The organism is Vibrio sp. J2-3(2022), from assembly GCF_021725735.1.
GTDB classification, from domain to species: domain Bacteria; phylum Pseudomonadota; class Gammaproteobacteria; order Enterobacterales; family Vibrionaceae; genus Vibrio; species Vibrio diabolicus.
Genome location: NZ_JAKKCK010000001.1, coordinates 1,703,590 through 1,727,676, shown reverse-complemented (window position 1 = coordinate 1,727,676; position 24,087 = coordinate 1,703,590). Strand labels below are relative to the sequence as shown.

Here is a 24,087-nt window from a genome sequence, read left to right as displayed (position 1 = left end):
CCAAGGGGCAAATTTACGATTAGATTTGAATAATTCCCCCTAAGAAAAGTGTGCTGATCCAGCTCTCAATTCTCGTCTTCCTTGACTTCATTAACAACGCCGGATACCACTTTTTATTTCGCCTAACTTTCGAGTCACTTCACTGATTCACCGCTTGCCACTTTCTAAAAACCATCACACCTGATAATGATAATAATTATCTTTTACATTAGTAAGGTGTTTATATGGATGGTATTAACTTAAATCATGCATACCACAATAATCCGGTCATCCAGATCCGAGATTTATGCGTCGATTACATCACCGATAATGGTGATTTTAATGCGGTAAAATCCGTCAGCTTCGATATCGGCAAAGGAGAAGTATTTGGACTTGCTGGTGAATCGGGATGTGGCAAAAGCACGATCGCATTCTCGATCAATCGTCTCCATAAGCCGCCAGCGTTCATTTCTGGCGGTAAAATATTGTTTGATGGCAAAGACATTCTTAGCCTCTCAGATTCTGAGCTAACCGCTCTGAGGTGGAGTGAAATCGCCATGGTGTTTCAAAGCGCGATGAACTCACTCAACCCTGTCTTAACGATCCAAGAGCAATTCGCAGATGTATTGCGTCATCACCAAGGACTCACCAACGCTCAAGCGAAAGATCGAGCAGAAAAACTATTGGACTTGGTCAATATTCCACGAGAACGGTTAACGGAATACCCTCACCAATTTTCAGGTGGAATGCGTCAGCGCTTGGTGATTGCTATTGCTTTGTCTTTGAACCCTAAGCTGATCATTATGGATGAGCCCACAACCGCTTTAGATGTGGTGGTACAAAGAGAGATTTTACAACAAATCTATCAGCTTAGAGATGAATTTGGCTTCTCAGTACTCTTTATTACGCACGACTTGGCGCTGATGAGCCAATTGTGTGATCGCATTGCCATCATGCGGCATGGAGAAATCGTCGAAGTCAATCAGGCATTCGAAATTCGCAATAATCCTCAACATCCCTACACACAAAAGCTATGGGCTTCTTTCCCAAACATCCACGATGTCCACAAACAACCAGAGCAACCAGGAGCGTAATCATGAATCAGCCTATCATCCAAATGAAAAACGTGATTAAAGAGTTCAGAGTAGGCGGTGGTTTAGCGAAAGAGGAAACCTTCCGTGCGCTCCAAGGCGTGAGCTTTGATCTGTATGCAGGAAAAACGCTGGCTTTGGTTGGAGAATCAGGCTGCGGTAAAAGTACGTGTGCTCGCTTGATCACTAAAGTCTATCCGGCAACAGAAGGCGAGATCCTTTTCAATGGCACTAATATCAATGAGATTACGTCACACTCAGCGCTCCAAGAGTATCGCAGTAAAGTACAAATGGTGTTTCAAGATCCGTTTGGCTCACTCAATCCAACTCATACCATTCGCCATCATCTCACACGCCCTTTAAAGATTCATAAGCAAATCAAAAGCGAACGTGACATTCCTGCCCGTTTGGAAGCGCTTTTAAATTTGGTGGAACTACCTGAAGAGACATTAAATAAGTTTCCTCACGAGCTTAGTGGTGGACAACGTCAGCGAGTAAACTTAGCACGTGCTCTCGCCGTCGGTTCGCAAATCATTCTTGCGGATGAGCCAACATCGATGCTGGATGTCTCCATTCGCCTCGGGGTACTGAATCTAATGCAGCGCATGAAGCATGAGCTAGGAATCGGCTTTTTGTACATTACTCATGATTTGGCGACCGCACACTACATCGCGGAAGAAACAGCTGTGATGTACAAAGGGCAAATCGTTGAATGGGGTGATACACACTCAATACTGAAGAATCCGCAGCACCCGTACACCAAACTATTGATTTCAGCCGTTCCCGATCCAGACCTTCCTTTTGGTAACTTAGTGAAAAGTGAACCAAACTATTCAATAGATGCCGATGAAATTCGTAGTCGTAGCAGCATCATTGTCGACGAATTTGATCAAATAGGACCCAATCACTATGTAAAACAATGGACTGAGGCTGCGTAATGGAATTGAGGACTTGGCAAGATCAGATCGCCATGTGGTATGAACATCGGAAGCATGATCAAGTTGAAAAACTGGAAACGATCTTATATCAAGCGCCCGACGGCGTGTTTGGCCCAGAACTAAACGAAGTTCAAAGCAAAGCGATTGCTTGCTGGCTAGACGGTTGTTTACGTGTGTTTCAACATGCTAGGTACCAAGATCCTCAAAAAGCGTATCAAACCTTGCTTTACACGAGCGCAAAGCTCGAGCAAGCGGCATGTCAGGTATCGACCGATATTCTGATCAAAGATTGGTGTTTAAAGCGACTTCAGCACCTTACCGTTTTAGCTCTAGAGTTTTGTAATCAGCAATGCGATCAAAATGAGTGGCAACAACAAGCACATAACTTGATCGAGTCGCATGTTGCTTTGATGCGTTCTTTACACTGGAATGAAGCCAAGAAGCATGATCAAGGTTTATCTCATTAATCTGGAAAAATGATCAAGGCTTACTTTGAGGAATTTGAGGTAAAAAAAAGCGAGTTTCCTGAGGAGAAACTCGCGAAGTCTATTCAGAATGAATGTAACAATATGAGCCAATCTATTAATCATCAGAAAGGACAAAAGGTTGTCTATTCGTGATAAATAGTAGTCTCAGGCTTGGCTCCTAATGTCAGTGATTTGTTAGAGTTAAGTCTGTTTTTTATCATCGAAAGACATTGTTACATTTCAAATCAATACGCCTATTGCTTGATGTGTATCAAGCAACGCTTTTAAATCGCCATTTCATCCAGAGCGCGGAATACCATTTCATCCATGTGGCCATCGAAGATTTGACGGCACACCTTCCGACGTACCGCTAATCCAGCAATCAAGCGCTCAATGGTAAGATGCTTGATATCATTTTGAGTGTTAAACAGCTCGACGGTTTTGCTTAATGTCTCATAAGGAATTGGCTCATCCCCTACCCTTAGCCAATCAAGCTTCTCTATGTAATCAGAGCACTCTTCTTTGATTGAGGCATACGAGTGCCCTGTCATCGCAGATAAAGCCGTTATACTGCGTTCTAGGGCCTCTGGTGAGGTATATTTAGATAAAGTAATGGTGATCTCGTCTGCATTGATCTCTACCAGGTGTTTTCTTTGCTTCACGCGGCGGCCTAAATTCCCTCTTGGAGATGGCGCTTTGCGTTGGATAGGCTCAAATTCGCCGTCTATGATGCCTGAGAGCTCTTCAAGCTGTTGTCGGGTAACCATCTCATTACGAAGTGGGTTTGGCAGCGTAGGCGCCATGTTACGCTTTCCTGCGTTGGTTGTTCGCGCACGTGAATAACGTAAGACTTCTTCTACATCGCATTTTATATCGATCTGGTAGTCCATCACTTTGTCATTCTCGATCATAGTTTCGATCGTCAGGTGATAACCCCACAAATTCACGACAAACAGCTCATCCGTTCCCTTACCATCCGATAAACGCTTCAGCTCTCGGATCAAATCCATCGAGAATCGTCGCCATTCAATGTTACGTGCCAGCTTCTGGTTTAATTCACTCAGCAGCATGCAGTCAGTATGACGACGCACCATGCGGCTACGGAAGAAAGAATACAGTTGGAATACCAAAGTATGCTGCTTCAAGATCTCTGGTGGGAACAAGAAGAAATAATCACGTGTTAATAGTTCTTCATAAAACGAAGGCTCCCAAACCAAAATGTACAAGTTTGGCTTGATACGAATTTCACCATCGCTTCCCTCTACAGGCGCTTCTTCAGACGCAGTGATGGTTCGAGCAAGAAAACGAAAACGATCACTTTTGAATCCTTCTGGCATGTTTTCACTTAGCCAACGACCAGTAAGTTCATGCAGCTGGAAATCGGTAAACTCAATACGATCAATGCTGTCGCGAATAGAATCACGTGCTGGACCACTGTCTTTTTTGCCTCGAAGCGACAAAATATCAGTAATGTATAACGGCGTCTTGTTCGGCACGTGTGCTGCGTCGAGTTGATACTGATCTTTGTGATGATCATGGTATTGCACGGTCAATGTGAACAGAGCAAACAAGGTCATCAGATCATCCACGGTCATGATATTTTTGGATGATCGCGTTTCAATAACCGCTTTGGTACCAGAGATCGACACCATGGATTTCTGATAACTTTTTCGAGTTCTTGGTGGTGCAAGTGCTTGGTCAATGATCCCAGCCCAATTCGTTGGAGACACGACAAATTGATCGGCTTCATCTTTCATCGTTGGAGGGGTATTCAACCCATGTTCATTCAACAAACGCTTGTTGACTTGGGTTTGAGCCAATGCTTTTGAACGTTTTTGCTTTTCGTTTTGGCGTACTTTGTCTGTAACAAGACTTGTTGCACCCAACACTGAAATAAGCTGATTAGGATTAACAAACTTATGTAACATCGTCTTACCAGCAAGTCCTTCTTCAAACCGCACTGGAGTTTGAGTAAACAAACCAATGTTTACTGCTGCACGTAAGCGTTGTTGCAGAGCTGCACGAGTGAGTTGTCCGTCCGTCGCTTCCACAATCTCTGTGGTTGAAACCAATCCATCTTTGCTGCTGAAACCTCGCAATGAGATCAGATTAAGCAACTCTAAGATGCTTTTGGTCACCCCTTTGAAATGTTGGTACTGCTCTACCCAATCCGCAGAGGATTCATGTACCTCAAAAAGATGGCCATCCTTATGGCTTCTAGGTGCTTTAATCAGAATTTTTTCATCAGCCGTCATTTTAGATCCAGATCACACTAGCCGTAGTTGTGCTATGGTTCCGAAGAATAAAGAAAAACAGATCATAAATAAAGAAAAAAGATTGTTTTTTAAATAACTGATCTTTTTGATTAATCTGATCTTAATTGATTATATGATCTAATGATCTGGCTATCGTTTTACCGCTAAGTGCATGTTCTATAAAGTGATTATTTTCATGCATGTCGGAACTATGATCATGTTAATTCTGAAACGATGATCAACAATAGCCTGAAAGCATGATCACATTTGCTCGTAAGCATGATCATTAAGTTTATGAAAAGATGATCAAAAGAGTCTTGAAACGATGATCATGATGTTTTTACAGGTTATCCACAGATGCTGTGTTTAATAATGATCTTAATGAGAATTTTATTGAGCATTGTCGATGTTATTGATACTCGGATCGATGATCAAGAGCTGAGATAGCTATCGTTCTGGAGACAATACTGATGATAAATTACGCATGTGATGAAAATACATCCAAGTAGCTCTTATTCCGCAGTAAAACCTAGTTTCGGGCTATTCTTAGGAAGCATGATCATGAGAGTAAGATTTATCATAGTAACTTGAACAATTTCATTGTTCCGGCTTCTCTATCCACTAATTTCTTCTCCATCCCCCATTCTGACTGCATTCAACCGTAAATTAGAGACAAAAACTCATGCTTCCGAGAGATTCTATAGCTTGATCATATTTCCGATTGATGGATCTTATTTAATCCGCGTGTTTACACCCTCGTCTACTCTATTTTTCCATGATCATGCTTTCGTATTTGTGTTTTATCATGGAAGCATGATCATAAGCATACCTTGATCATACTTCCATAGGAGCATCACTTGAACAGCCCTTTTTGGCTCGGATACATGATCAAGGTTGTTATTAGCGTTCATGTTGAAAGATTGCTTTCTATTTTTTTTTAAATTAGGTTGGCCTAACATAATCCGTAATTTAGCTTAAGAATATAATCGTTCCGGTAGAAAATTGATTTACATTGTAAATTAGTGACGCTGTAACACTTTTATTTTTAAGTTTAAGGTGTCCACTTATTCGAAGATTATTTAATTAAAAATAGTTATGTTTTTACCATAAATCATAAAAGCGTCGATTTGAGTGTTTTTTTATGTGATGGTTATTCAAAATGTTTGTGCACCTTTTTGTTGTTTTTGGTCTTTACTGCTGTACAATTGCAAGCATAAATCCTTCCAACGGAATTTGGCATGAAAAGAGAAAAAACGATTGAAAACCTTCTTGAGTTGGCGGAGCTGACTCAGCAGGTTCAAGCTGACCGTATTGAAATTGTTTTAGAAGAGCGAAGCGATAACTACTTCCCACCAATGTCTAAGGCGATGATGGAAACCCGTTCAGGTTTAACTCGCCGTAAGCTCGATGACGCGATTGGTAAAATGGAAGCCGCTGGGCATCAATTTACCAAAAACAACGCGAATCATTATTCAATTACGTTAGAAGAAGCACATATGCTTATGGATGCGGCTGAAGTGCCTAAATTTCATGAGCGTAAAAAGAATTCAGGTAACAAACCTTGGATTATTAATGTGCAGAACCAAAAGGGCGGTACTGGTAAATCAATGACCGCGGTTCATTTAGCGGCATGTTTAGCGCTAAATTTGGATAAACGCTACCGTATTTGTTTAATCGACTTAGACCCACAAGGCTCGCTACGTTTATTCCTCAACCCACAAATCAGCATGGCAGAGCATGACAATATCTATTCTGCTGTAGACATTATGTTGGGTAACGTGCCTGATGGTGTAGAAATTGACAGTGAATTTTTGCGTAAAAACGTATTGCTGCCAACGCAATACCCGAACTTAAAGTCGATTTCAGCGTTTCCAGAAGATGCAATGTTTAATGCTGAAGCATGGCAAACGCTATCTGAAGATCCATCACTTGATATCGTTCGTCTGCTAAAAGAGCAACTGATTGATAAAATTGCTGATGACTTCGATATCATCATGATTGATACCGGCCCACACGTTGACCCACTAGTATGGAATGCGATGTATGCATCAAATGCGTTGTTAATCCCTTGTGCGGCTAAGCGTCTGGACTGGGCTTCAACAGTAAACTTCTTCCAGCATTTGCCTACGGTATATGAAATGTTTCCGGAAGACTGGAATGGTCTTGAGTTTGTTCGCTTGATGCCAACCATGTTTGAGGACGACAATAAGAAGCAAGTTTCTGTTTTAACTGAAATGAACTATCTTCTAGGTGACCAAGTTATGATGGCTACTATCCCTCGTAGCCGTGCGTTTGAAACCTGTGCCGATACCTACAGCACAGTATTTGATCTGACAGTAAGCGATTTTGAAGGCGGTAAGAAGACGCTAGCCACCGCACAAGATGCTGTTCATAAAAGCGCACTGGAATTAGAGCGTGTGCTGCATTCTAATTGGCCGTCATTGAATCAGGGGTAATAAGTAAATGGCTTTGAAAACGTCTGAATTAAACGCGAAATTATTTGGCAAAACGAATAAACGTCGTGTTGTGACTCCACAAGAGGCGCAAACCGCGGCAAAAGAAAAAGCTCAAACGATTGAGCTAGCTGTCGCAGGTGAAAACATTGTTCAGTTTGAACTTGTTCGTATTCCTGCAGAGAAAGTCGCGACAGAAACAACGGTGTTTGTTGATAACGCTCGTGAGCAATCGTTCTTAAACGAGCATGCTTTATCTGATGTTTTAGTCACACTCAAAGAGCGTGGCCAACAATATCCAGCGGTGGGTCGTAGAACTAAAGATGGCAAGATTGAAGTTTTAGATGGTAGCCGTCGTCGCATGTCTTGTATCCTCGCGGAACAAGATTTTTTGGTTTATGTTGCTGACAACATCAATACTGACCATGCAAAGTTTTTGTCTGATGTGGCAAATGCTCACAAGCCGCTCTCTTTGTACGAAAAAGGTAAAGAGATGCAGGCTAAACTAGATAGTGGTGAAGCTGAAGATCAGAAAGCATTGGCGAAAATGTTCCAGTGCAGTGAAGCGTTAGTAAGTGGCGCTTTAAAAGCGGCGGCATTACCGTTAGAACTGCTTCAAGCGTATCCCAATGTCGGCGATCTTGGTCGTCCAACTATTGTGAAACTGCACAAACAGTTTTCAACGTTGACGCCAGAGCAGCAGCAAGAGCTGTTAGATAAGTGTCGCTCTAGCGAAGGCTTTTTATGGCAGCGAAGCACAGCTCAAGGCGTTGCTCGTCTGACAAAAGAAGTCACGGAAAGCATCGAAAACTGGATTGCTGAGCTTGCACCAGCAAAACCTGGCAAGAAGACCGAAAAAGTCGACTTAGTAAAAGGTCGAGCAAGCTACAGCCGAAAAGGTAGCAGTCTGGCGTTGAACTTGAAGAAAGTTGACGACAGCTTGATGGAAGAGATTCTTGCCTTTGTGCAAAACAAGATGCAATAACAAAAGATGATTGAATCAACCGCCTCCGGGCGGTTTTTTTATATCTGAGAAGCGTCAAATTAAAGATGTGATACCATTGCGTCAGTTCAACGTTGGATAGACAAAATGCAGACACAATCTGATTTCCTTTCATCACTTCAACAACAAGCTCACCAATCTTTCCAAAGATTCGGCATCGTCATTCAAGGCGAGTCTTCTTGGCAAGATGCATTGGTGTCAGAGTTCCATAAAACACAGATGTATCAACGTTGGTTTTGTGTCGGCGATTTTGGTTTGGAAAACGCATACAGTGTTTCGCCTAAACAAGGGCACATGTTGTTAGGCAGAGAGTGTGACGTTCTATTGTTTGATGCTCGAAATGGTTTTGACGCAAATAGCTTTACCGCCGCGCTTGGCTCATTGGTTGGCGGTGGTCTTCTTATTGTCATTACTGAGTCGCGACAACCTACGAATTTTGCTCAGCAATGGATGCACAAACAATGGGAGAAGCTCGTTGTTATTGAGCAAGACAAAGCATTGCCAACGGCTCCAGACATCAAGCAAGCAGAAAAAGAAAGCCACTACACGGAACAAGAACATGCCATTTCTCTAATTGAAAAGGTGGTAACTGGACATCGAAAGCGACCGTTAGTTTTGACCGCTGATCGTGGGCGCGGAAAAACAAGTGCCCTCGGCATTGCGTGTGCGAACTTATTACAGCAGAAGCCACTTAGAATCTTAATTACGGCACCATCTATAAAAGCTGTTGAGCCTGTTTACCAACATGCTTTACGTTTACTCCCTAACGCACAGCGTATTAAGAAGGACAGATTAGAATTAGGGCAGGGAGCCATTCAATTTATTGCTCCTGACGAACTTCTATCGAGCCGACCTGAATGTGATTTGTTACTTGTCGATGAAGCGGCTGCAATTCCAGTTCCTATGCTCAAAAGCATTACCGAACATTATCATCGACTCGTTTTTTCTACGACTATTCACGGTTATGAAGGTTGTGGCCGGGGCTTTACGATTAAATTTGTTGATTGGCTTCAGAAACAGCGTTCGGGAATGAAAACATGGCACATGACACAGCCCATCCGCTGGAGCATGAATGATGCGCTCGAATCATGGCTCTATGACGCGTTTTTGTTGGATGCGGAGTTAACGCACCATCAACTTAACCAGGTCGACTCAATTTCCCTTTCTAAAGCCGATAAGGACGATTTGATATCGCAGCCTAGTTTGCTGCGCGAGTGCTTTGCTCTTTTGGTGAATGCTCATTATCAGACCTCGCCGAATGATTTGATTCACCTTTTGCAAGACGACAACAGTCAGCTCTATTTTGCTAAGCAAGATAATGCGGTTGTGGGGGTAATATTAGCGGTCGAAGAGGGGGGGCTTGACGCTGAATTGGTTGAAGAAATTCAGCTTGGTAAGCGTCGTCCTAAAGGACACTTAGCCCCAGTTACGATTGCAAACCAACTAGGATTTCCGAATGTCGCGAATCTATCGACGCTGCGAGTCATGAGAATTGCTGTTCATCCAGCATTGCAAGGAAAAGGCATTGGTCAAAAAATGCTGCAGAAACTTGAGCAAATGGCCGCTAAACACATTGCTTACTTATCCACGAGTTTCGGTGCGACTGAAGAATTGGTCCATTTTTGGCGACAATCGAACTTCCGTACAATTCGCTTAGGATCAATGCGCGATGCTGCTAGCGGTTGTTATTCAGTCTTGATGGTCAAAGCTCGTGATTCCAAACAGACGGCTTGGGTCGATGAATCTCAGGCGCTATTTGAAGAAATGTTGTCTAACAATGTGGCTGACGTCTATCCAAAATTAGAAGCCTCAATTTTTCGAGCTCTATTACCGCAACCTTTGGGAATGAGTCCACTTCATCCCGCTAAGTTATTACTAATTGAATGCTATGCTGATGGTGGTAACAGTTATGAGTCCGTGTCTGCTTGGCTTCAGCAGTGGTTACTTAACTTAGGTTTGAACTCCGCTTCCGACTTGATGATCAGTAAGCTTTTTCTTAACCGTAGTTGGACTGAATGTGCTCAGCAATTTGGGCTACCTGGAAGAAAGCAAGTTGAGCAGCAGCTAAGGGACGAAGTAAAGCACATTTGGAACGATTTACACTGTAAACAATAAGGTGAGATTTACACTGTAAATCCAGCTCCTTTTTATTTCAGTGTGTATTTTGATTGAGCTTTAGGTTAAATCGAAATGCTCTCTTAATATCTGTTTAACCGTTATTGATGGATTACTTTCTTTAGTGACGTGAGCCCTATAATAAGAAATGCGAGGTTTGTTCAGAAAACGGATTTGGGTAGACTGAAAGTGTTGATGGGAAGCAAAGTGGTAAGGGTATGTGGAAGCTGTGTCTTGAGTTATCTGAAGATAAGACCAAGGTGATAGCCCGTCTTCCGGGAGAAGTGGACCTCGGTGGTGAGCTAAATCAAAATGAATTAAACGAGCAGCTCGTCGCAATGAACGCTGAAAAGATGTTTGTTGTTGAGGGGGAAGTCGTGAGATTCATTAACTGCGCCAAAGAACGTAAAGCCGAGGCCTACGAAGGCATCGTCATTGCGGAAAAACGCAACGCGCAAGTTGAGGTTGAATTATCGAATAATGACATGCTCGCCAGTATGAACGTTGTCGGCGCGTACGGAGGCCGAGGTTTACGTGGCCCCGAGATTGTTCAAGCCCTTGCTCAAGCGCGAGTTTCGAAAGGCATCAACAAACTGGCTTTGAAGAAAGTGTTGGTTGTCAGCACTCAGCTCAAACCAGGCGAAACTTTTTCTCAACCTGTAGCGGTTGGTAAGCAACCTATCAAAGGCAAAGACGCTCTTTTTACTCCTCTCGTTAAAGACATCACCAAACGCATCCTCAAACCCAAAGACGGCCAATCTGCTAGCGACAAAATTGATTTACGTAACCTCGGTGAAACTATCGCGGTTGACGTAGGCGATGAGGTGATGCGCCGCACGCCTGCGACCAAAGGTACGCCAGGTTTTACTGTTCAAGGGCGAGTGATTCCTCCACAAGCTGGAAAAGACAGCCCAATGAAGCCAGGCAAGGGCACCGAGATAAGCAAGCACGACCCAAACCTATTGATTGCATCGGTATCCGGTACGCCTCTAATTAAAGACAAAACCATTGAAGTTGATAACGCACTCTGTCTCAATAGCGTTGGCGTGAATACAGGTCACGTGAAATTTAAAGGGAATGTGATTATCGGTGGCAACATTGAATCTGGAATGATTGTTAAAGCGACGGGCTCTATTACTGTAGGCGGCTTCATTGAATCGGCTGACGTACAAGCGCAAGACGACATTCAAGTTGGTAAAGGGATCATTGGCCACACCGTGAGTGATGGCCAGCCAAAGAGTTGTCACGTCAAAGCCAAAGGTTCGGTTCGTGCCAGCTACGCCCAATATTGTGATTTGCAAGCCGGCGAAGATATTGAGTTGGCGGTGCACAGCATGAATAACGATATTGTTTGTGGGCGCAATCTGACGGTGCTGGATGCGAACGGTAGGAACGGTACGCTCAGCGGCGGAGATGCAAAAGTCGGTGACAAAGTGGTGTGCTTACAATTGGGCGTAGAAGGCGACACCGCCACTAAGGTAGAAGCGTTCGCGCGCTATTCTGCATTTAAGGAGCGATTAGCAGAGCTTAAAGATCAATACAAACGCGCTCAAGAAGGAACGATGGATGTGATTCGTAAAGAGCTCGAATTTAAGAAACGTCCTAAAGCCGAACGTACCGACGAAGAACAAGCTCAGATTGATGTGATGAAAACACAAAACAACGAGCAGCTTGAAGCGATAAAGCAAAAGCTAGAACAAACGGAACACGACTTTGAAGTCGCGTTAGAAGAAAATATTGTCGAAGCCAAAGAGCGTGTCTTCACTCGCGTGACGGTGCAGTTTGGCGACGAGCAAGTAACGACAAAGCGTACTCATGGCGGTTGTTCGTTCCGTTTTAATCAATACGAAATTAAAGTCTCGGCGAACTTGGAAGAAGAGGACGTAGCTGCGGTTTAAGCTTTCTTACTCACGGAGCCCACACGTCGCAACAAGATGTGTGGGCTTTTGTTTATCTACAAATCGACAATGTGCTCTTGATAGTAGTCCGCAAGCGCACCGACTTGGCTGCTACACATTACTTTCATTGCTTGTTTTATGTGTTCTATTGGCCAGTTCCACCATTGGATATTGAGTAGCATTTCAATCTCTTTATCGCAGAATCGTTGACGTACGACTTGGTTGTTTCCAACCACCACCGAATAAGGTTGGACGTCTTTCGTCACTACGGTGCGTGCTCCGATGACGGCTCCATCGCCGATGTTTATTCCGGGCATGATCATCGCCTCGCTGCCAATCCAAACATCGTTCCCCACCACCGTGTCTCCGGCACGCTCGAAACCGTCTTGCACGCCTTCTCCAAATTCTTCAGGAGAGAAGGGGAAGGTCGAAATCCAGTCAATGCGATGACCTTGATTTCCTGCCATCATGAAGGTGGCTCCAGAAGCGATGGAACAAAACTTGCCAATGATTAATTTGTCGATGCTATCGGGTTCTCTACTTTGCCATTCTTGAAGTGTGACGGGGTCACCCAACAAGTAGCGTACTGCTTGCTCTTCGAAGCTTTTTTGATGATAGAAGCCCGAGTAATAGCTGTAATCGCCAACGATGATATTGGGATTAGTGATGTGATCTTTAATGACTTGACCTTTTAACCACGTGTCGAAAACACTCATAACTCATCCTTTCAAATTTAGGTTGTACAGAGTTTAGAGGCTTTCTATTATTTCCAGTAGTTTGATTTTAGAGATTCAGAATTACTGTATGGAAATAAAATGGCTCAGCTACGTACCACTTTACGTCGCTTTGTGCGAGGAGCGAAGTATTGCTGGCGCAGCAAAGCGCCTGAATTGTTCGAATGCGCATGTAAGTCGGCAACTTAAACAGCTTGAAGACATATTGTCGGTGCAGCTTATTCAGCGAACTACGCGCCAGTTTAATTTGACCTACGATGGTTTGCGGTTTTATCAGCAGGTAAAGCAATTGCTCGAAGGCGCTGAGCAGATCAATGAGCAAGTCACGGCAAACGAGATCGTATCGGGAAAATTGAGAATAGCGGCGTCTGCTTCTTTCGGAGCCGCGTTACTCAGCCAAACATTGATCGAGTTTCGATTGCAACATCCACAAGTGAGCGTCGAAGTGATCTTCACAGAGACACCTCTCGACTTGATTGAGGCTGGGTTTGATATCGCATTCTACTTTACCGATACTCCTCCAGAGGGATACGTCGGCCATCAGCTACGCACTTTACACTGTAAACCGATCGCTCATCGCTCGTATTTAGCGGATAAACCAAATGTAAGTACGCCAGAGAATCTTGGTGACTTAGAGCACATCCTTTATAAAAGTCGCGACTTGGTGTTAGATAAGTGGACGTTTACGCATAAGCAAACTCAACAGCAGTGCAGCATTGAGTTAGAAAGTACGCTGAGTTTTAATCTTGTCCAGTCCATGTTGGATGCTACTTTGGCTGGCTGTGGTGTAGCCATGTTAGATGAATTTGCACTGGCTAAACTCGAATCTGCACAAAAAGAACAACTCGTGATCTTACTACCAGAATGGCAGACGGATGCGATTTTGCCGCTTTATCTGCTTTACCCAAAACGTGAGCACTTACCAAGAAGAACGCGGGCGTTCATTGATCACTTTAGGAACATATATTCTGTCGGCGAATAGCGACAACAAACTTAGCAACAATTGAGGAAGCAAAGGAATGCGAAAACACTGTATTGCGATTGGTGGTGGTGGCTGGATGATGGGAGAGAACCCGAGCCCGCTCGATCAATACATTTTGTCTTTGTCTGGTAAGGAGAATCCAAACATTTGTTTTCTACCGACAGCCACGGGAGACGCCGATGAAGTTATTGAACGTTTTTACAATGCGAAGCTTAGTGAAAACGTAACCCATTTTCCGCTGTTTAAGTTTGATGCTGGTTGGAAAGAAACGCTATTTGAACAAGACATCATTTACGTCGGTGGCGGTAATACGCGTTCGATGTTGGCCATTTGGCGCGAATGGGGAATCGATAGAATACTCAAGCAGTGTTATGAACAAGGCATCATCATTTGTGGCATGAGCGCTGGTGCAATTTGTTGGTTTGAGTTTGCGGTGACAGACAGTGATCCCGAAGCATACCAAGTTATGCGTTGTCTTGGATTAATTGACGGTTTGGCTGCGGCGCATTTTTCCCATGTTGGTGAAAAGTTTGAGGTTTTCCAAGCCTTTGCTCGTGCTCAACCGAGCATCACTTGTTATGGTATTCACGATTATGCGGCATTGCACTTTGTCGATGGAAAATTGTTAGCTACTGTCACCAGCTTTCCTGATGCTGGCGTGTTGGTCAAAACAGGTAACGAAGAAAACATATTACGAGGGTGAGCTTCTTCAAATCAGCATTAAAGGCAATAACTACTGACCGGACACAGAAGAAGCTCATGGATTCAGCTAACTTACATTAAGTATCGTGCTTACAGCTCGTAACGCAGACCTAAGTGGTAGTAGCTTTCGTCTGCGTGCGCACCGCCAAACGAGACTTCTTGTCCATTGCTGTAGCCACGCGAGCCGTTACGATCAACGTAGTTTGTGTAGATAGAAGAACGAGGCGTCAGTTTGTATTGCACTTCTAGCGTTGTATCTTTCAGCTCTAGCTCGTCACCATCACTGTTTTCTAAAGAACGATAACCAGCACGCAGTGCCCATTTGTCATTTACACTGTAAACCGCCGTCAGTTCCATCACTTTGTCGGTACTGGTTTGTGAGTAATAGCCCTCTAGTTCATCTTCCGAGTACAACGCACCCAACATCAAATCACCTAGGTAGTAACGCGTACCTGCGCCCCAGAATGTGTAATCGGTGTCGTTGCTTTCACGTGCATCACCTTTATTTTTCTGCATCGCCACCACTGGTGCCAAGGTACCCAAATTCCCCATGTCTAGCGTATAACGCAGTGCAGTGTTGTAACCGTAGTCGAGTTCAGAAGTGTTGTTTCCTAAAATGTACGCGACAGAAAAATCGAAATTACCTAGGCTGTTTTGGTATTGCAGCGTGCCATCTTGACGGAAAACTTGCGTCGCGGTTTTGTCGACTTTATTCGCTTGGCGCGCCATAGAAACATCGGAAGAGGCGAACACATCACCAATGTCGGTAAACATAATCAATCCAGATGCCACGCGACCACCAGTAATGCGACCATAATCTTTCGCATCAATCCCCGCCCATACATAACGTGCGGTCAGAGACGGTTTGTCGTTTACTTGGTTTGCGTATTCAGCGGCACCCACTTGGTATTGCGCTTGGCCGATGATCGACGCGTACTCGTTGATGGTTTGTGAACCGTTTAAACCAATACGGCCATCAAACTCGCCATTTGCATCGCCGTGCTCATCATTTTTACTGGTGACATTGAAACCAAGACGAGAGTAAATATTTAAAACTGACCCATCTTCCGCTTGATACAGCTGCGCTGCCATTGCGTTTGATGCCATCAATGTTGGGATAAGTAGAGTCAAAATGTGCTTTTTCATGATTAACGACCTTTCATTTCTATTGTTTTAGGTACGACAAAGCCCCTTCCGAGTAACGGAATAAGAAAAATTGTCGTGAAGTAGAGAGAGGGTGCGCCCTTGTTTGCCAAGGGCGCGAGCTAGTCCATTCCTATAGGGGAAGAATGATTTAGCTTAAATCGACGTCTTTGCAGCCAAAGAAGTAAGTCGCGAGGAAGCCAACGATGTAAGAGATAAGCAGGCCAGCAACAAACACCATCATGCCCGGGAAGATGCCATTTTCTGATGTCATGAGAGGAATCGCCACGATACCGGACGGGCCAAACACCGTATTAAGACCAACTGGCAAGCCAAGGTAAGAAACTAAGCCGATAAAGAAGCCGCCCGCAGCACCACCAATACAAGCGGTAACGAATGGTTTTACGCGTGGTAATGTCACGCCGTAAATCAATGGTTCGCCAATACCTAGAAGGCCAGGAATAATAGCGCCTTTAACTTGAGTGCGCAGTAGAGCGTCTTTTTTGGCTTTGAAATACAGCGCCATTGACGCGCCAACCTGACCGCCACCAGCCATCGCCAGGATAGGAAACAGCGAGTTAAAACCCTGTGCTTCCATCAATGCGAAGTACACAGGAACGAAACCCTGGTGGATTCCAAATACCACAGAAATTAAGAACAAACCTGCCAAGATTGCAGCACCTAATGGGTTATCGTTCAAGTTGAGGAACAACCAAGACATCCCTTTAAACAGCTCGCCGCCGATTGGCATGATGATCAAGAAGGTTACCGCACCCATGATCAACAGAGTGATAACGGACGTTAAGATCATGTCCAGATCATCTGGCATGTATTGACGAACCTTACGCTCGACTTGCGCACCGATGATCGCCGCCAAAAGTACGCCGATAATGTTGCCGCGCGGATCAATCGCAAAGCCGAAAAACTCGTTCATGCCAGAGTAAATGCCGGATGTAGCCTCTGGGTTGTAACCCAGTACAAACAAAGAGGCGAGAATTGCACCATTAACACCAGAGCCGCCAAACGCTTGCTGCGCGTTGTAACCAATCAGAATACTTAAGAAAGCAAACAGACCCTTACCAAAGACTTTCATGTAGGCGATCAAATCCAACATAAACTGGCTTGGTGTCTGGTCGAGAACAAACATCTGTTCCAATAACGTCGCAAAACCAAGCAACAAACCAGCGGCAATAAAGCCAGGGATCAACGGCGTAAAGATGGTGGCAAACTTGCTTAAAAAACGCTGAACCGCACTGGTTTGTTTGCTCTTCATCTGCTTTTTCTGCTCGGCCGCGACGGCAGATAGATCTTGTTGCGGCGCATCTGGTTCTTCACTGTAACCAGAAGTTAAGCTGTCGATCAATTGATTCATCATCTCTGCCGCTTGTTGAGCTTTTCCGGGACCGAGAATGATCTGAAATTGCTCATCGCTTTCCACCACACCCATTACGCCGGGAATTTGCTTGATAACTGACTGATCAGCCAAGCCATTGTTGGCGAGCGATAAACGCAAACGCGTCATACAGTTACCACATTTGCTTACGTTGCTGCTGCCACCCACTGCGGACAGCAACTGCGATACTGTGTTTGAAGTTATTTTTGCCATAGGGTCTATCCTTCAGGACTCGGATTATTTAGTTATTATTTAGTGCTGCGCGAATAAAACCGTTGTGCGCGGCGAGGCGTGATTTGGCTTGTTCGGCATCCAAATTGGCCAAAATCATTAAGATGGCGGTTTTACAGTGGCGATCGCAGGCATTTAATGCTCGCTCTGCTTCTTCTTTTGATGCGCCAGTTGCTTCTACAACAATGTTGGTTTGGCGTTGGATGAGCTTGGCGTTGGTGGCCTCTACATCCACCATTAAGTTACCAAATACCTTACCGCTACGAATCATTGCGCCTGTCGTGAGCATGTTTAACACCAGTTTTTGTGCGGTGCCGGCTTTCATGCGAGAAGATCCAGTAACGACCTCTGCGCCAACAATCGGCAGAATCGCGATGTCGGCCGCTTTTGCCATGGCACATTCTGGATTACAGGCGATAGATGCGGTCGTAGCTCCGATGGATTTAGCGTACTCCAAACCACCTAGTACATAGGGTGTACGGCCACTCGCTGCAATGCCTACAACCACGTCATGGCTGGTGAGGTGAAGCGCTTTTAAGTCGTCTTGACCCATTTGCGCGTCGTCTTCGGCGTTTTCTACCGCTTTCAAAATCGCTTGGTGTCCACCAGCAATTAAGCCAATCACCATGTCTGGATGCGTGCCGTAGGTAGGAGGACACTCGCTCGCATCAAGAATTCCTAAGCGGCCTGATGTGCCAGCTCCCATGTAAACCAAACGGCCACCATTGGCGAACGCTTGAGTAATTGCATCAACCGTCTTTGCAATTTGTGGTAGTACCGCTTTGACCGCGAGCGCGACTTTTTGATCCTCTTCATTAATGACTTGCAGCATCTCGATGGTCGAAAGCGTATCAATCTCTGCACTGGCTGGATTACGGCTTTCTGTCACCAATCGGCTTAAATCAATTTTCATGTTTTACACTCTTCGTAATGTTCAATCTGAGGGCGATTCTATGGAATAAAATATTCTGTTTTGGTGATAAAAATCACACTTGAGGTTATTCTTTGTGCAGGAGAAATTTGGAATAATGAGAGAAAATATATGTCTATTACATCCGCTATAAACTGGCTTGGTTAGAATAATCAGGGGGTTAAATCAAACGCCTATTATTTCTGATTTGGAATAATTTATTTAAATTTTTTGAGGTTTTTGTTGTGTCAGTTGTCAATAAGATAGTCGCGAGGCGTACTCAGCTTTCGCAAAGTGGTCGTTTGGTCGGCGATTGGATTGTTGAAAACGCAGAAAAGGCGGCGCTGCTCACTAGCCAAGAACTTGCGGCGCAAGTAAAAGTGAGTCAATCGAGCATTGTGAAATTTACTCAGCGTATTGGCTTTAAAGGCTACAGCGAGTTTAAGTTAGCTCTGAATGAAGAGATTGGCCGTAAGCATGCGATGCAGTCGACACCGTTGCACAGTGATATTTTGGCAGATGATCCCATCGCGGTTATTTCACAAAAGCTGGTGAAAGCAAAAACAGATGCTATGTTTCAAACCACCAATGCGCTGTCTTATGAAGCGTGTCACCAAGCGGTGAAATGGTTGAGTGAAGCGCGTCGAGTGCAAGTGGTCGGGATTGGGGGCTCTGCACTGACCGCGAAGGATTTAAGCTTTAAACTGCTTAAACTTGGTATTACGGCGCTTTCTGAACAAGACAGCCACGTGCAGATTGCTGTTGCCCGCACGCTCTCTCCAGAAGATGTTCAGATCGCAATCTCGTTTTCGGGTGAGCGCAAAGAAATTCTCGTCGCGGCAGAAGCGGCAAAAGAGCAGGGCGCGAAGGTGATTGCGTTATCTGCTCCTGGGAGAAGCCGCTTGCGCGGTATTGCCGATATTACGTTTGATACGATTGCCAATGAAACGGAACATCGCAGCTCATCCATTGCTTCACGCACCGCGCAAAACGTGATCACCGATTTGCTGTTTATCATCTTGGTTCAGCAAAGAGACGACAGTGCCCGTCAGTTGATCAGCGATATCAGTACCGACATCAAACAGATCCTCACATGATCGCTTAACCAACAGCGAACTAAAGATCCGGATCGTGCATCAGTAAAGCAATAAAGGCGGGGAGATGCTTTTCAATGGTGAGATCGGCAGAAATTGCCGGTAACTCCAACGTGATGCAAGGTAAATCACGTTCACTACACCAAGTGCCGAATGAGCCGGGTGTTTCGTAGTCGACATCGTCAACGATTGGCAGTTGAAACTGCTCGCCGAGCCATTTGGCAAGGTTGGAATGTTTGGGATCATCTACAAACGCAAGCGGTTCATGAAACGACACCACAAACTTTGGCTTGCGCAGTTCAATCAAGTTAATTAATGCGCTAACTTCTGGCTCTAGCTGGTTTTTAGTGCCAGTTTTCACTTTTACGTCTCGAACGGGTGTGTGAGAACTCCATCGATACACTGTGCCATGCTCAGTCCAATTTTGGGTTGGAAACGCGCGATTGAGGTCCACTTGGTTTGCATTTGCGCGTGTGCCTAGCTGGTTGCCGTCCGGATTCAGTGACAGAATCACATCATGTCGTAAGTTTTTAGCTGGCAAGCTTCTTAGCGCACAGGACAAACCTGCAATCGAGGCTGTCTCATCCCCGTGAGTGCCTGCCAAAATCAAACCTCGCGAAGCACTTTCGACTTGCGCCGGAAAATACAGTAATGGCGCACCAAGCACGGAATGACCGTATGTTGTTGGCCGAATTAAAAATGTCGCTCTTTCCGTTCTTGGAATTAGACTCACCGTAATCTCCTGATTGATGAAGTAATATCAATATCTAAGCTAATTAAACCTAGCTAAACCGAACCGTTTAAACTCGTCAACGGTTGAAATGTTAATTGTGGCGCTTGCTTCACAAGACGCGTTAGGAGAACGAAAAACGATATGGATTTTATAAAACATTCAACGGCGTTGCTGATTTCCTCTTTATTCACCCCTTTTCTTTCTGCATCTGTCGTTGCGGAGACCTTACCTAACGGCGTTCAACTCGCCGCAGAGCAACATTTGGTGCGTGCGAATGACGCAGAGGCAGCAACGCTTGATCCGGCAAAAGCCGAAGGTCTGCCAGAAATGCACGTGATTCGTGACTTATTTGAAGGGCTGGTGATTCAAGATCGTGACGGAAACATCATTCCCGGTGTGGCGGAATCGTGGGAAACCAAGGACAACCTAACCTTTGTTTTTCACCTACGCAAAGATGCGAAATGGTCGAATGGCGAGCCTGTGACGGCGGATGATTTTGTCTATTCACTGCGCCGAGCGGTGGACCCGAAAACCGCTTCTCCAAATGTTTGGTATCTCAAACTCACCAAGATCAAAAACATCGCCGATGTGGCAGAGGGCAAAAAGCCTTTGGACGATCTCGGTATCAAGGCGGTGGATAAATACACCCTACGTTTTGAGTTGGACAGTCAAGTTCCGTACTTTGTTGCCATGACCGGGCACACGTCCATGATGCCAGTGCATCAAGCGACAGTGGAAAACCGCGACAAGCCGTGGAGCGATCCAGACCAATTTGTTGGCAATGGTGCATTCACGTTGGATAAGTGGGTCGTGAATGAGCGCATTGAACTGGTTAAGAGTCCAAATTACTGGGACAGCGCAGATACGCATTTAAACAAAGTGACTTACATTCCGTTTGAAAACCAAAACGCGTCAATCAATCGTTATGCGGCAGGAGAGCTGGATATCACGTCAGATGTGCCGACTCATATGGCGCAGAAGCTTAAACAAGATTACAAGCAGGCTTACACGGTGGTGCCATTACTGTGCACGTATTACTACGCGTTCAATACCACTCGTCCGCCATTTGATGATGCGCGAGTGCGTCAAGCGGTGTCGTACTCCATCATGCGTGATGTGATTACGAATGGTGTCACGCAAGTGGGCAACCTTCCTGCGTATACCTTTGCGCATCAGTACACTGCCGGTTTTGATGCGACGCCCCCTGAGTATAGTAAGTGGAGTCAGCAACAACGTGACGAGAAAGCGCGTCAGTTGTTAAAAGAAGCGGGTTACAGCCAAGACAAGCCGCTCGATTTTAAATTGCTGTACAACACCAGTGAGGCAAACAAATCGATCGCGGTTGCGATAGCGTCGATGCTACAAAAAAATCTCGGTGCAAACGTGGAGTTAGAAAACCAAGAGTGGAAGTCGTACTTAGTGGCGCGTAAACAAGGCAATTTCGATGTGATGCGCGCTTCCTGGTGTGGTGATTACAATGAAGCGTCTACTTTCCTGAGCCTACTTCGCTCAGGTTCTTCGGGTAACTTTGCACGTTACAGCAGTGAAGCGTATGACAACGCGATGAACAGTGCATTGGCTGCAACCAATGAGAAAGCGCGCCAAGGATTTTACGACCAAGCTGAACAGTTGCTGGCGACAGATATGCCTATCGCACCGATTTACTACTACATGCAAGCGCGTTTGGTTCGTCCTACGGTTGGCGGTTTTGCCAAGAACAACGTAGAAGGTCGTATCTACTCGAAAGACCTCTACATCAAGAAGTAGCGCTCAAAACAAGCGATAAATATGAAGCCCCGAAGATGTATCTTACGGGGCTTCTTTTTATTGTTAGCGAGTGGAGAGCTTGTTCACGAGCATAGCGACTCGTTTGCCAAGATACTCTGCTGTTGCAACATCAGAAGCATGCAACTGACCACCTTCACCACCTTGTGCAACAATACCACCTTGTACACCATAACGATTCAGGTTTTGCTCCCCAGAATTGCTGATCTTATCCAACCCGACCCACATCATGCCGTGTTGGTTAGCGAGCGTTTGTAGATATTGTAATGTGCAAGATTGGTCGCCATTCATTGCCCCACCACTGGTAAAGCCAGCCGCGATTTTGCTCGCCCATTTTTGGTAATACCAAGATTCACTGCTTGCATCTGCAAATGCTTTAAACTGCGCTGCTACACCGCCCATATAGGTCGGTGAGCCAAAGATAATCGCATCACACTCAGCAAGTTCATCCATTAGTTTAGGGTTCACAAAACGTCCCTCAATAATCTCACTGCCTTCAATTCGGTGAGAGAGGATTTCACATTCATCTTGCTGCTTAATGCCTTGTTGTTCAACGCCTGCGGCAATCGCGCGAGCAAGCTGACCAGTAACGTCGGTTTTAGAGAAATAAATAATCGCAATTTTGGACACAATGGTTCCTTTTTTCATTGTTGATTTTTAATCGTGCGACTAAGGCTAAAACCTCAAGCTAAGTTGAGGTCAAGAAGAGATTTGAGATAGATAAAGTACGAATTGGTATCTAAAGAGCTTTCTTATAGGGTAAGTCGACGGCATAACTACAGTGAATGCAACGACGATGAATGTCGTGTATAAAAGCGTTAAAGGAAGATCTTAAAGATGTAGAAAACTCTCTTGGAAACAATGATAAAGGTACCGATACTAGTGATGATTAATAGGCGGAAAAATAGATTAAAATATGTAAACTCAGACCTGATCCAAGGCGGGAAAAGTACATTTCATCGTGTCTTAAGGCGAGGGATTATTATCATTATGGTAGGAGGCCTTTCTACAGCCTTTTCCACGGCATTTGCACACTTTATAGGGGGGGGGTTTGATGTGGATATGAATGTTCATCCAGAGAGCTTAGAAGAAAAAGTGCATGCACTACTTTTTGTTTCGGTCAGTCTTGTTTTTTACCTCTTTTCTGCCCTTATCTCGCTAAATATTAGTGGGTGGCTCATAATGAAGCTAAAAATATAAGCTTAACTAAAACCATGTCCTTGTATTTTAAGGAAGATGGAACTAGTGACGATTTTTTCTTTGCTTGCACCATCTCTATTTTTTGTATTTATTTAAGGTTCGTAAAGAAGAAGCTTACTTTGGTTAAAGTGGCGCTTTTGGTTTCGGCGATGTGTCATGTGTTTATCATGAAAGAATACAGCGGTGACCTTTCAGTTTATACGTTTTGTCTCTTCACTGTTGTTCTCCATTAACTTTGGGTTATTTGTGACTACCAAGTGATATTAAAAAGCCGATGTAGATACATCGGCTTTTTAGTGGGTTATTTCTTTCTGCGAGTATAAATCCGAGATTTTGTTTTACTTGGCTCTGGCTTGTTTTTCGCCAGCTTTAGTACCGCTTTTTGCAAAATCTGGTTGTTTGGGTAAGTGATCAAGTTACCGTTATCGTGCTTAATTAACACGTGAAACATACTGATTTCTTGAATCTCGCCGCTGATGTCTTCGTCTTTGTCTACGACTTTAATGCGATCGCCCACTCGGTATGGGAAGACAAAAAAGATCAAAAAGCTGGCAGTGATGTTGCTCAGAATTGACCATTGCGCAATAAACGCCACACCCAATACGGCGAAAATGGACGATAGGAACAATGACACATCGCCATAGCCAATCCCGGTGATAATGGCAAAAACAGACGCGGTTAAAAATAAAAGCACGACGTTAAAACAACGCTGAATAAAACTCAGGCGGGCCTTTTTTACACCTTTTGAGGTCGCTAAGTTTAAAATGGCTCGATTGACGATTCTCTTCAGAATGCGATAAGCAATCAGGACAATAATGCCCATTAAGACTTTGTACCCGAGAGAGCCAGCGGTGAAATACTGGCTCACTTGATCTAGATGGATCCAATCATTCATTTCTTCAACTCGACGATATTAAGAAAACCGCTGTTATAGCTGATTTTCTGATGTAAGTAATCACAAATTTTTTCTCTCCATTTTCG

General features: G+C 44.6%; 19 protein-coding genes. 11 read left to right on the top strand and 8 right to left on the bottom strand.

The genetic code is table 11. The features are described 5' to 3' along the window. The first annotated feature begins 224 nt into the window (after positions 1-224). From L3V27_RS07460 to L3V27_RS07450, 3 genes are read left to right on the top strand one after another with little or no spacing between them, the layout of a single operon-like run. A complete protein-coding gene (locus L3V27_RS07460; RefSeq protein ID WP_237311479.1) occupies positions 225-1,073 on the top strand; it encodes an ABC transporter ATP-binding protein in 849 nt (282 codons plus the stop codon). 2 nt (positions 1,074-1,075) lie between these two features. Continuing rightward, positions 1,076-2,008: an ATP-binding cassette domain-containing protein gene (locus L3V27_RS07455; RefSeq protein ID WP_237311477.1), complete on the top strand. Its 933-nt coding sequence runs from the start codon at positions 1,076-1,078 to the stop codon at positions 2,006-2,008. Next, positions 2,008-2,475 carry a transcriptional regulator gene (locus L3V27_RS07450; RefSeq protein WP_134646286.1) on the top strand — a complete coding sequence of 156 codons (468 nt, stop codon included), beginning with the start codon at positions 2,008-2,010 and terminating at the stop codon, positions 2,473-2,475. The genes L3V27_RS07455 and L3V27_RS07450 overlap by 1 nt, the downstream gene beginning before the upstream one ends. A 284-nt stretch (positions 2,476-2,759) precedes the next feature. Here L3V27_RS07450 and L3V27_RS07445 read toward each other — a convergent pair whose 3' ends face one another. Beyond that, entirely contained in the window at positions 2,760-4,730 is a 1,971-nt protein-coding gene (locus L3V27_RS07445; RefSeq protein WP_005392102.1) for a replication initiator protein RctB domain-containing protein, read from the bottom strand. A 1,238-nt stretch (positions 4,731-5,968) separates the two neighbouring features. Between L3V27_RS07445 and L3V27_RS07440 the strand changes: the two genes are divergently transcribed. From L3V27_RS07440 to L3V27_RS07425, 4 genes are all read left to right on the top strand, one after another. Next, entirely contained in the window at positions 5,969-7,186 is a 1,218-nt protein-coding gene (locus L3V27_RS07440) for an AAA family ATPase (RefSeq protein ID WP_005374503.1), read from the top strand. A gap of 7 nt (positions 7,187-7,193) precedes the next feature. Next, complete coding sequence (locus L3V27_RS07435; protein WP_237311476.1) at positions 7,194-8,168, top strand: ParB/RepB/Spo0J family partition protein; 975 nt, start codon at positions 7,194-7,196, stop codon at positions 8,166-8,168. A gap of 105 nt (positions 8,169-8,273) precedes the next feature. Beyond that, positions 8,274-10,301, top strand: a complete 2,028-nt coding sequence (locus L3V27_RS07430; protein WP_237311474.1) for a GNAT family N-acetyltransferase — start codon at positions 8,274-8,276, stop codon at positions 10,299-10,301. Between the two features lie 218 nt (positions 10,302-10,519). Continuing rightward, positions 10,520-12,199: a FapA family protein gene (locus tag L3V27_RS07425; protein ID WP_237311473.1), complete on the top strand. Its 1,680-nt coding sequence runs from the start codon at positions 10,520-10,522 to the stop codon at positions 12,197-12,199. A gap of 56 nt (positions 12,200-12,255) precedes the next feature. Here the strand turns inward: L3V27_RS07425 and catC are convergent, their stop codons facing one another. Beyond that, the gene (gene catC / locus L3V27_RS07420; RefSeq protein ID WP_237311472.1) at positions 12,256-12,915 is read right to left on the bottom strand and encodes a CatB-related O-acetyltransferase; all 660 of its coding nucleotides are present in this window, start codon (positions 12,913-12,915) and stop codon (positions 12,256-12,258) included. Positions 12,916-13,003: 88 nt separating this feature from the next. Between catC and L3V27_RS07415 the strand changes: the two genes are divergently transcribed. Together L3V27_RS07415 and L3V27_RS07410 are read left to right on the top strand one after the other, a co-directional pair. Continuing rightward, positions 13,004-13,915: a LysR family transcriptional regulator gene (locus L3V27_RS07415; RefSeq protein ID WP_237311471.1), complete on the top strand. Its 912-nt coding sequence runs from the start codon at positions 13,004-13,006 to the stop codon at positions 13,913-13,915. Positions 13,916-13,952: 37 nt separating this feature from the next. Then, a complete protein-coding gene (locus L3V27_RS07410) occupies positions 13,953-14,618 on the top strand; it encodes a peptidase E (protein WP_069528059.1) in 666 nt (221 codons plus the stop codon). Between the two features lie 89 nt (positions 14,619-14,707). Here the strand turns inward: L3V27_RS07410 and L3V27_RS07405 are convergent, their stop codons facing one another. From L3V27_RS07405 to murQ, 3 genes are all read right to left on the bottom strand, one after another. Beyond that, a complete protein-coding gene (locus tag L3V27_RS07405) occupies positions 14,708-15,763 on the bottom strand; it encodes a porin (RefSeq protein WP_237311470.1) in 1,056 nt (351 codons plus the stop codon). Between the two features lie 148 nt (positions 15,764-15,911). Then, positions 15,912-17,366 (bottom strand): PTS N-acetylmuramic acid transporter subunit IIBC, encoded by a 1,455-nt coding sequence (murP, locus tag L3V27_RS07400; RefSeq protein WP_237311469.1) that lies wholly within the window; start codon positions 17,364-17,366, stop codon positions 15,912-15,914. Positions 17,367-17,394: 28 nt separating this feature from the next. Then, the gene (gene murQ / locus L3V27_RS07395; RefSeq protein WP_069486009.1) at positions 17,395-18,297 is read right to left on the bottom strand and encodes an N-acetylmuramic acid 6-phosphate etherase; all 903 of its coding nucleotides are present in this window, start codon (positions 18,295-18,297) and stop codon (positions 17,395-17,397) included. A gap of 242 nt (positions 18,298-18,539) precedes the next feature. Here murQ and L3V27_RS07390 point away from each other — a divergent pair, with 242 nt between their 5' ends. Next, entirely contained in the window at positions 18,540-19,391 is an 852-nt protein-coding gene (locus L3V27_RS07390; protein WP_005392114.1) for an SIS domain-containing protein, read from the top strand. Between the two features lie 19 nt (positions 19,392-19,410). On the opposite strand, the gene mpaA is transcribed toward L3V27_RS07390, so the two are convergent. Continuing rightward, the gene (mpaA, locus tag L3V27_RS07385) at positions 19,411-20,121 is read right to left on the bottom strand and encodes a murein tripeptide amidase MpaA (RefSeq protein ID WP_237311467.1); all 711 of its coding nucleotides are present in this window, start codon (positions 20,119-20,121) and stop codon (positions 19,411-19,413) included. Between the two features lie 141 nt (positions 20,122-20,262). Here mpaA and L3V27_RS07380 point away from each other — a divergent pair, with 141 nt between their 5' ends. Beyond that, a complete protein-coding gene (locus L3V27_RS07380; RefSeq protein WP_237311466.1) occupies positions 20,263-21,888 on the top strand; it encodes an ABC transporter substrate-binding protein in 1,626 nt (541 codons plus the stop codon). A 63-nt stretch (positions 21,889-21,951) separates the two neighbouring features. Here the strand turns inward: L3V27_RS07380 and L3V27_RS07375 are convergent, their stop codons facing one another. Continuing rightward, complete coding sequence (locus L3V27_RS07375; protein ID WP_017821885.1) at positions 21,952-22,536, bottom strand: flavodoxin family protein; 585 nt, start codon at positions 22,534-22,536, stop codon at positions 21,952-21,954. Between the two features lie 871 nt (positions 22,537-23,407). After that, entirely contained in the window at positions 23,408-24,001 is a 594-nt protein-coding gene (locus L3V27_RS07370; protein ID WP_237311463.1) for a mechanosensitive ion channel family protein, read from the bottom strand. Positions 24,002-24,087 lie beyond the last annotated feature (86 nt).

What these genes read in the sequence shown, in the direction of transcription:
- L3V27_RS07445 (WP_005392102.1), bottom strand. Translation starts at nt 4,730, where the DNA reads ATGACGGCTGATGAAAAAATTCTGATTAAAGCACCTAGAAGCCATAAG.
- catC (WP_237311472.1), bottom strand. Translation starts at nt 12,915, where the DNA reads ATGAGTGTTTTCGACACGTGGTTAAAAGGTCAAGTCATTAAAGATCAC.
- L3V27_RS07450 (WP_134646286.1), top strand. Translation starts at nt 2,008, where the DNA reads ATGGAATTGAGGACTTGGCAAGATCAGATCGCCATGTGGTATGAACAT.
- murQ (WP_069486009.1), bottom strand. Translation starts at nt 18,297, where the DNA reads ATGAAAATTGATTTAAGCCGATTGGTGACAGAAAGCCGTAATCCAGCC.
- murP (WP_237311469.1), bottom strand. Translation starts at nt 17,366, where the DNA reads ATGGCAAAAATAACTTCAAACACAGTATCGCAGTTGCTGTCCGCAGTG.
- L3V27_RS07455 (WP_237311477.1), top strand. Translation starts at nt 1,076, where the DNA reads ATGAATCAGCCTATCATCCAAATGAAAAACGTGATTAAAGAGTTCAGA.
- L3V27_RS07440 (WP_005374503.1), top strand. Translation starts at nt 5,969, where the DNA reads ATGAAAAGAGAAAAAACGATTGAAAACCTTCTTGAGTTGGCGGAGCTG.
- L3V27_RS07410 (WP_069528059.1), top strand. Translation starts at nt 13,953, where the DNA reads ATGCGAAAACACTGTATTGCGATTGGTGGTGGTGGCTGGATGATGGGA.
- L3V27_RS07405 (WP_237311470.1), bottom strand. Translation starts at nt 15,763, where the DNA reads ATGAAAAAGCACATTTTGACTCTACTTATCCCAACATTGATGGCATCA.
- L3V27_RS07460 (WP_237311479.1), top strand. Translation starts at nt 225, where the DNA reads ATGGATGGTATTAACTTAAATCATGCATACCACAATAATCCGGTCATC.
- L3V27_RS07380 (WP_237311466.1), top strand. Translation starts at nt 20,263, where the DNA reads ATGGATTTTATAAAACATTCAACGGCGTTGCTGATTTCCTCTTTATTC.
- L3V27_RS07415 (WP_237311471.1), top strand. Translation starts at nt 13,004, where the DNA reads ATGGAAATAAAATGGCTCAGCTACGTACCACTTTACGTCGCTTTGTGC.
- L3V27_RS07425 (WP_237311473.1), top strand. Translation starts at nt 10,520, where the DNA reads ATGTGGAAGCTGTGTCTTGAGTTATCTGAAGATAAGACCAAGGTGATA.
- L3V27_RS07430 (WP_237311474.1), top strand. Translation starts at nt 8,274, where the DNA reads ATGCAGACACAATCTGATTTCCTTTCATCACTTCAACAACAAGCTCAC.
- L3V27_RS07370 (WP_237311463.1), bottom strand. Translation starts at nt 24,001, where the DNA reads ATGAATGATTGGATCCATCTAGATCAAGTGAGCCAGTATTTCACCGCT.
- L3V27_RS07435 (WP_237311476.1), top strand. Translation starts at nt 7,194, where the DNA reads ATGGCTTTGAAAACGTCTGAATTAAACGCGAAATTATTTGGCAAAACG.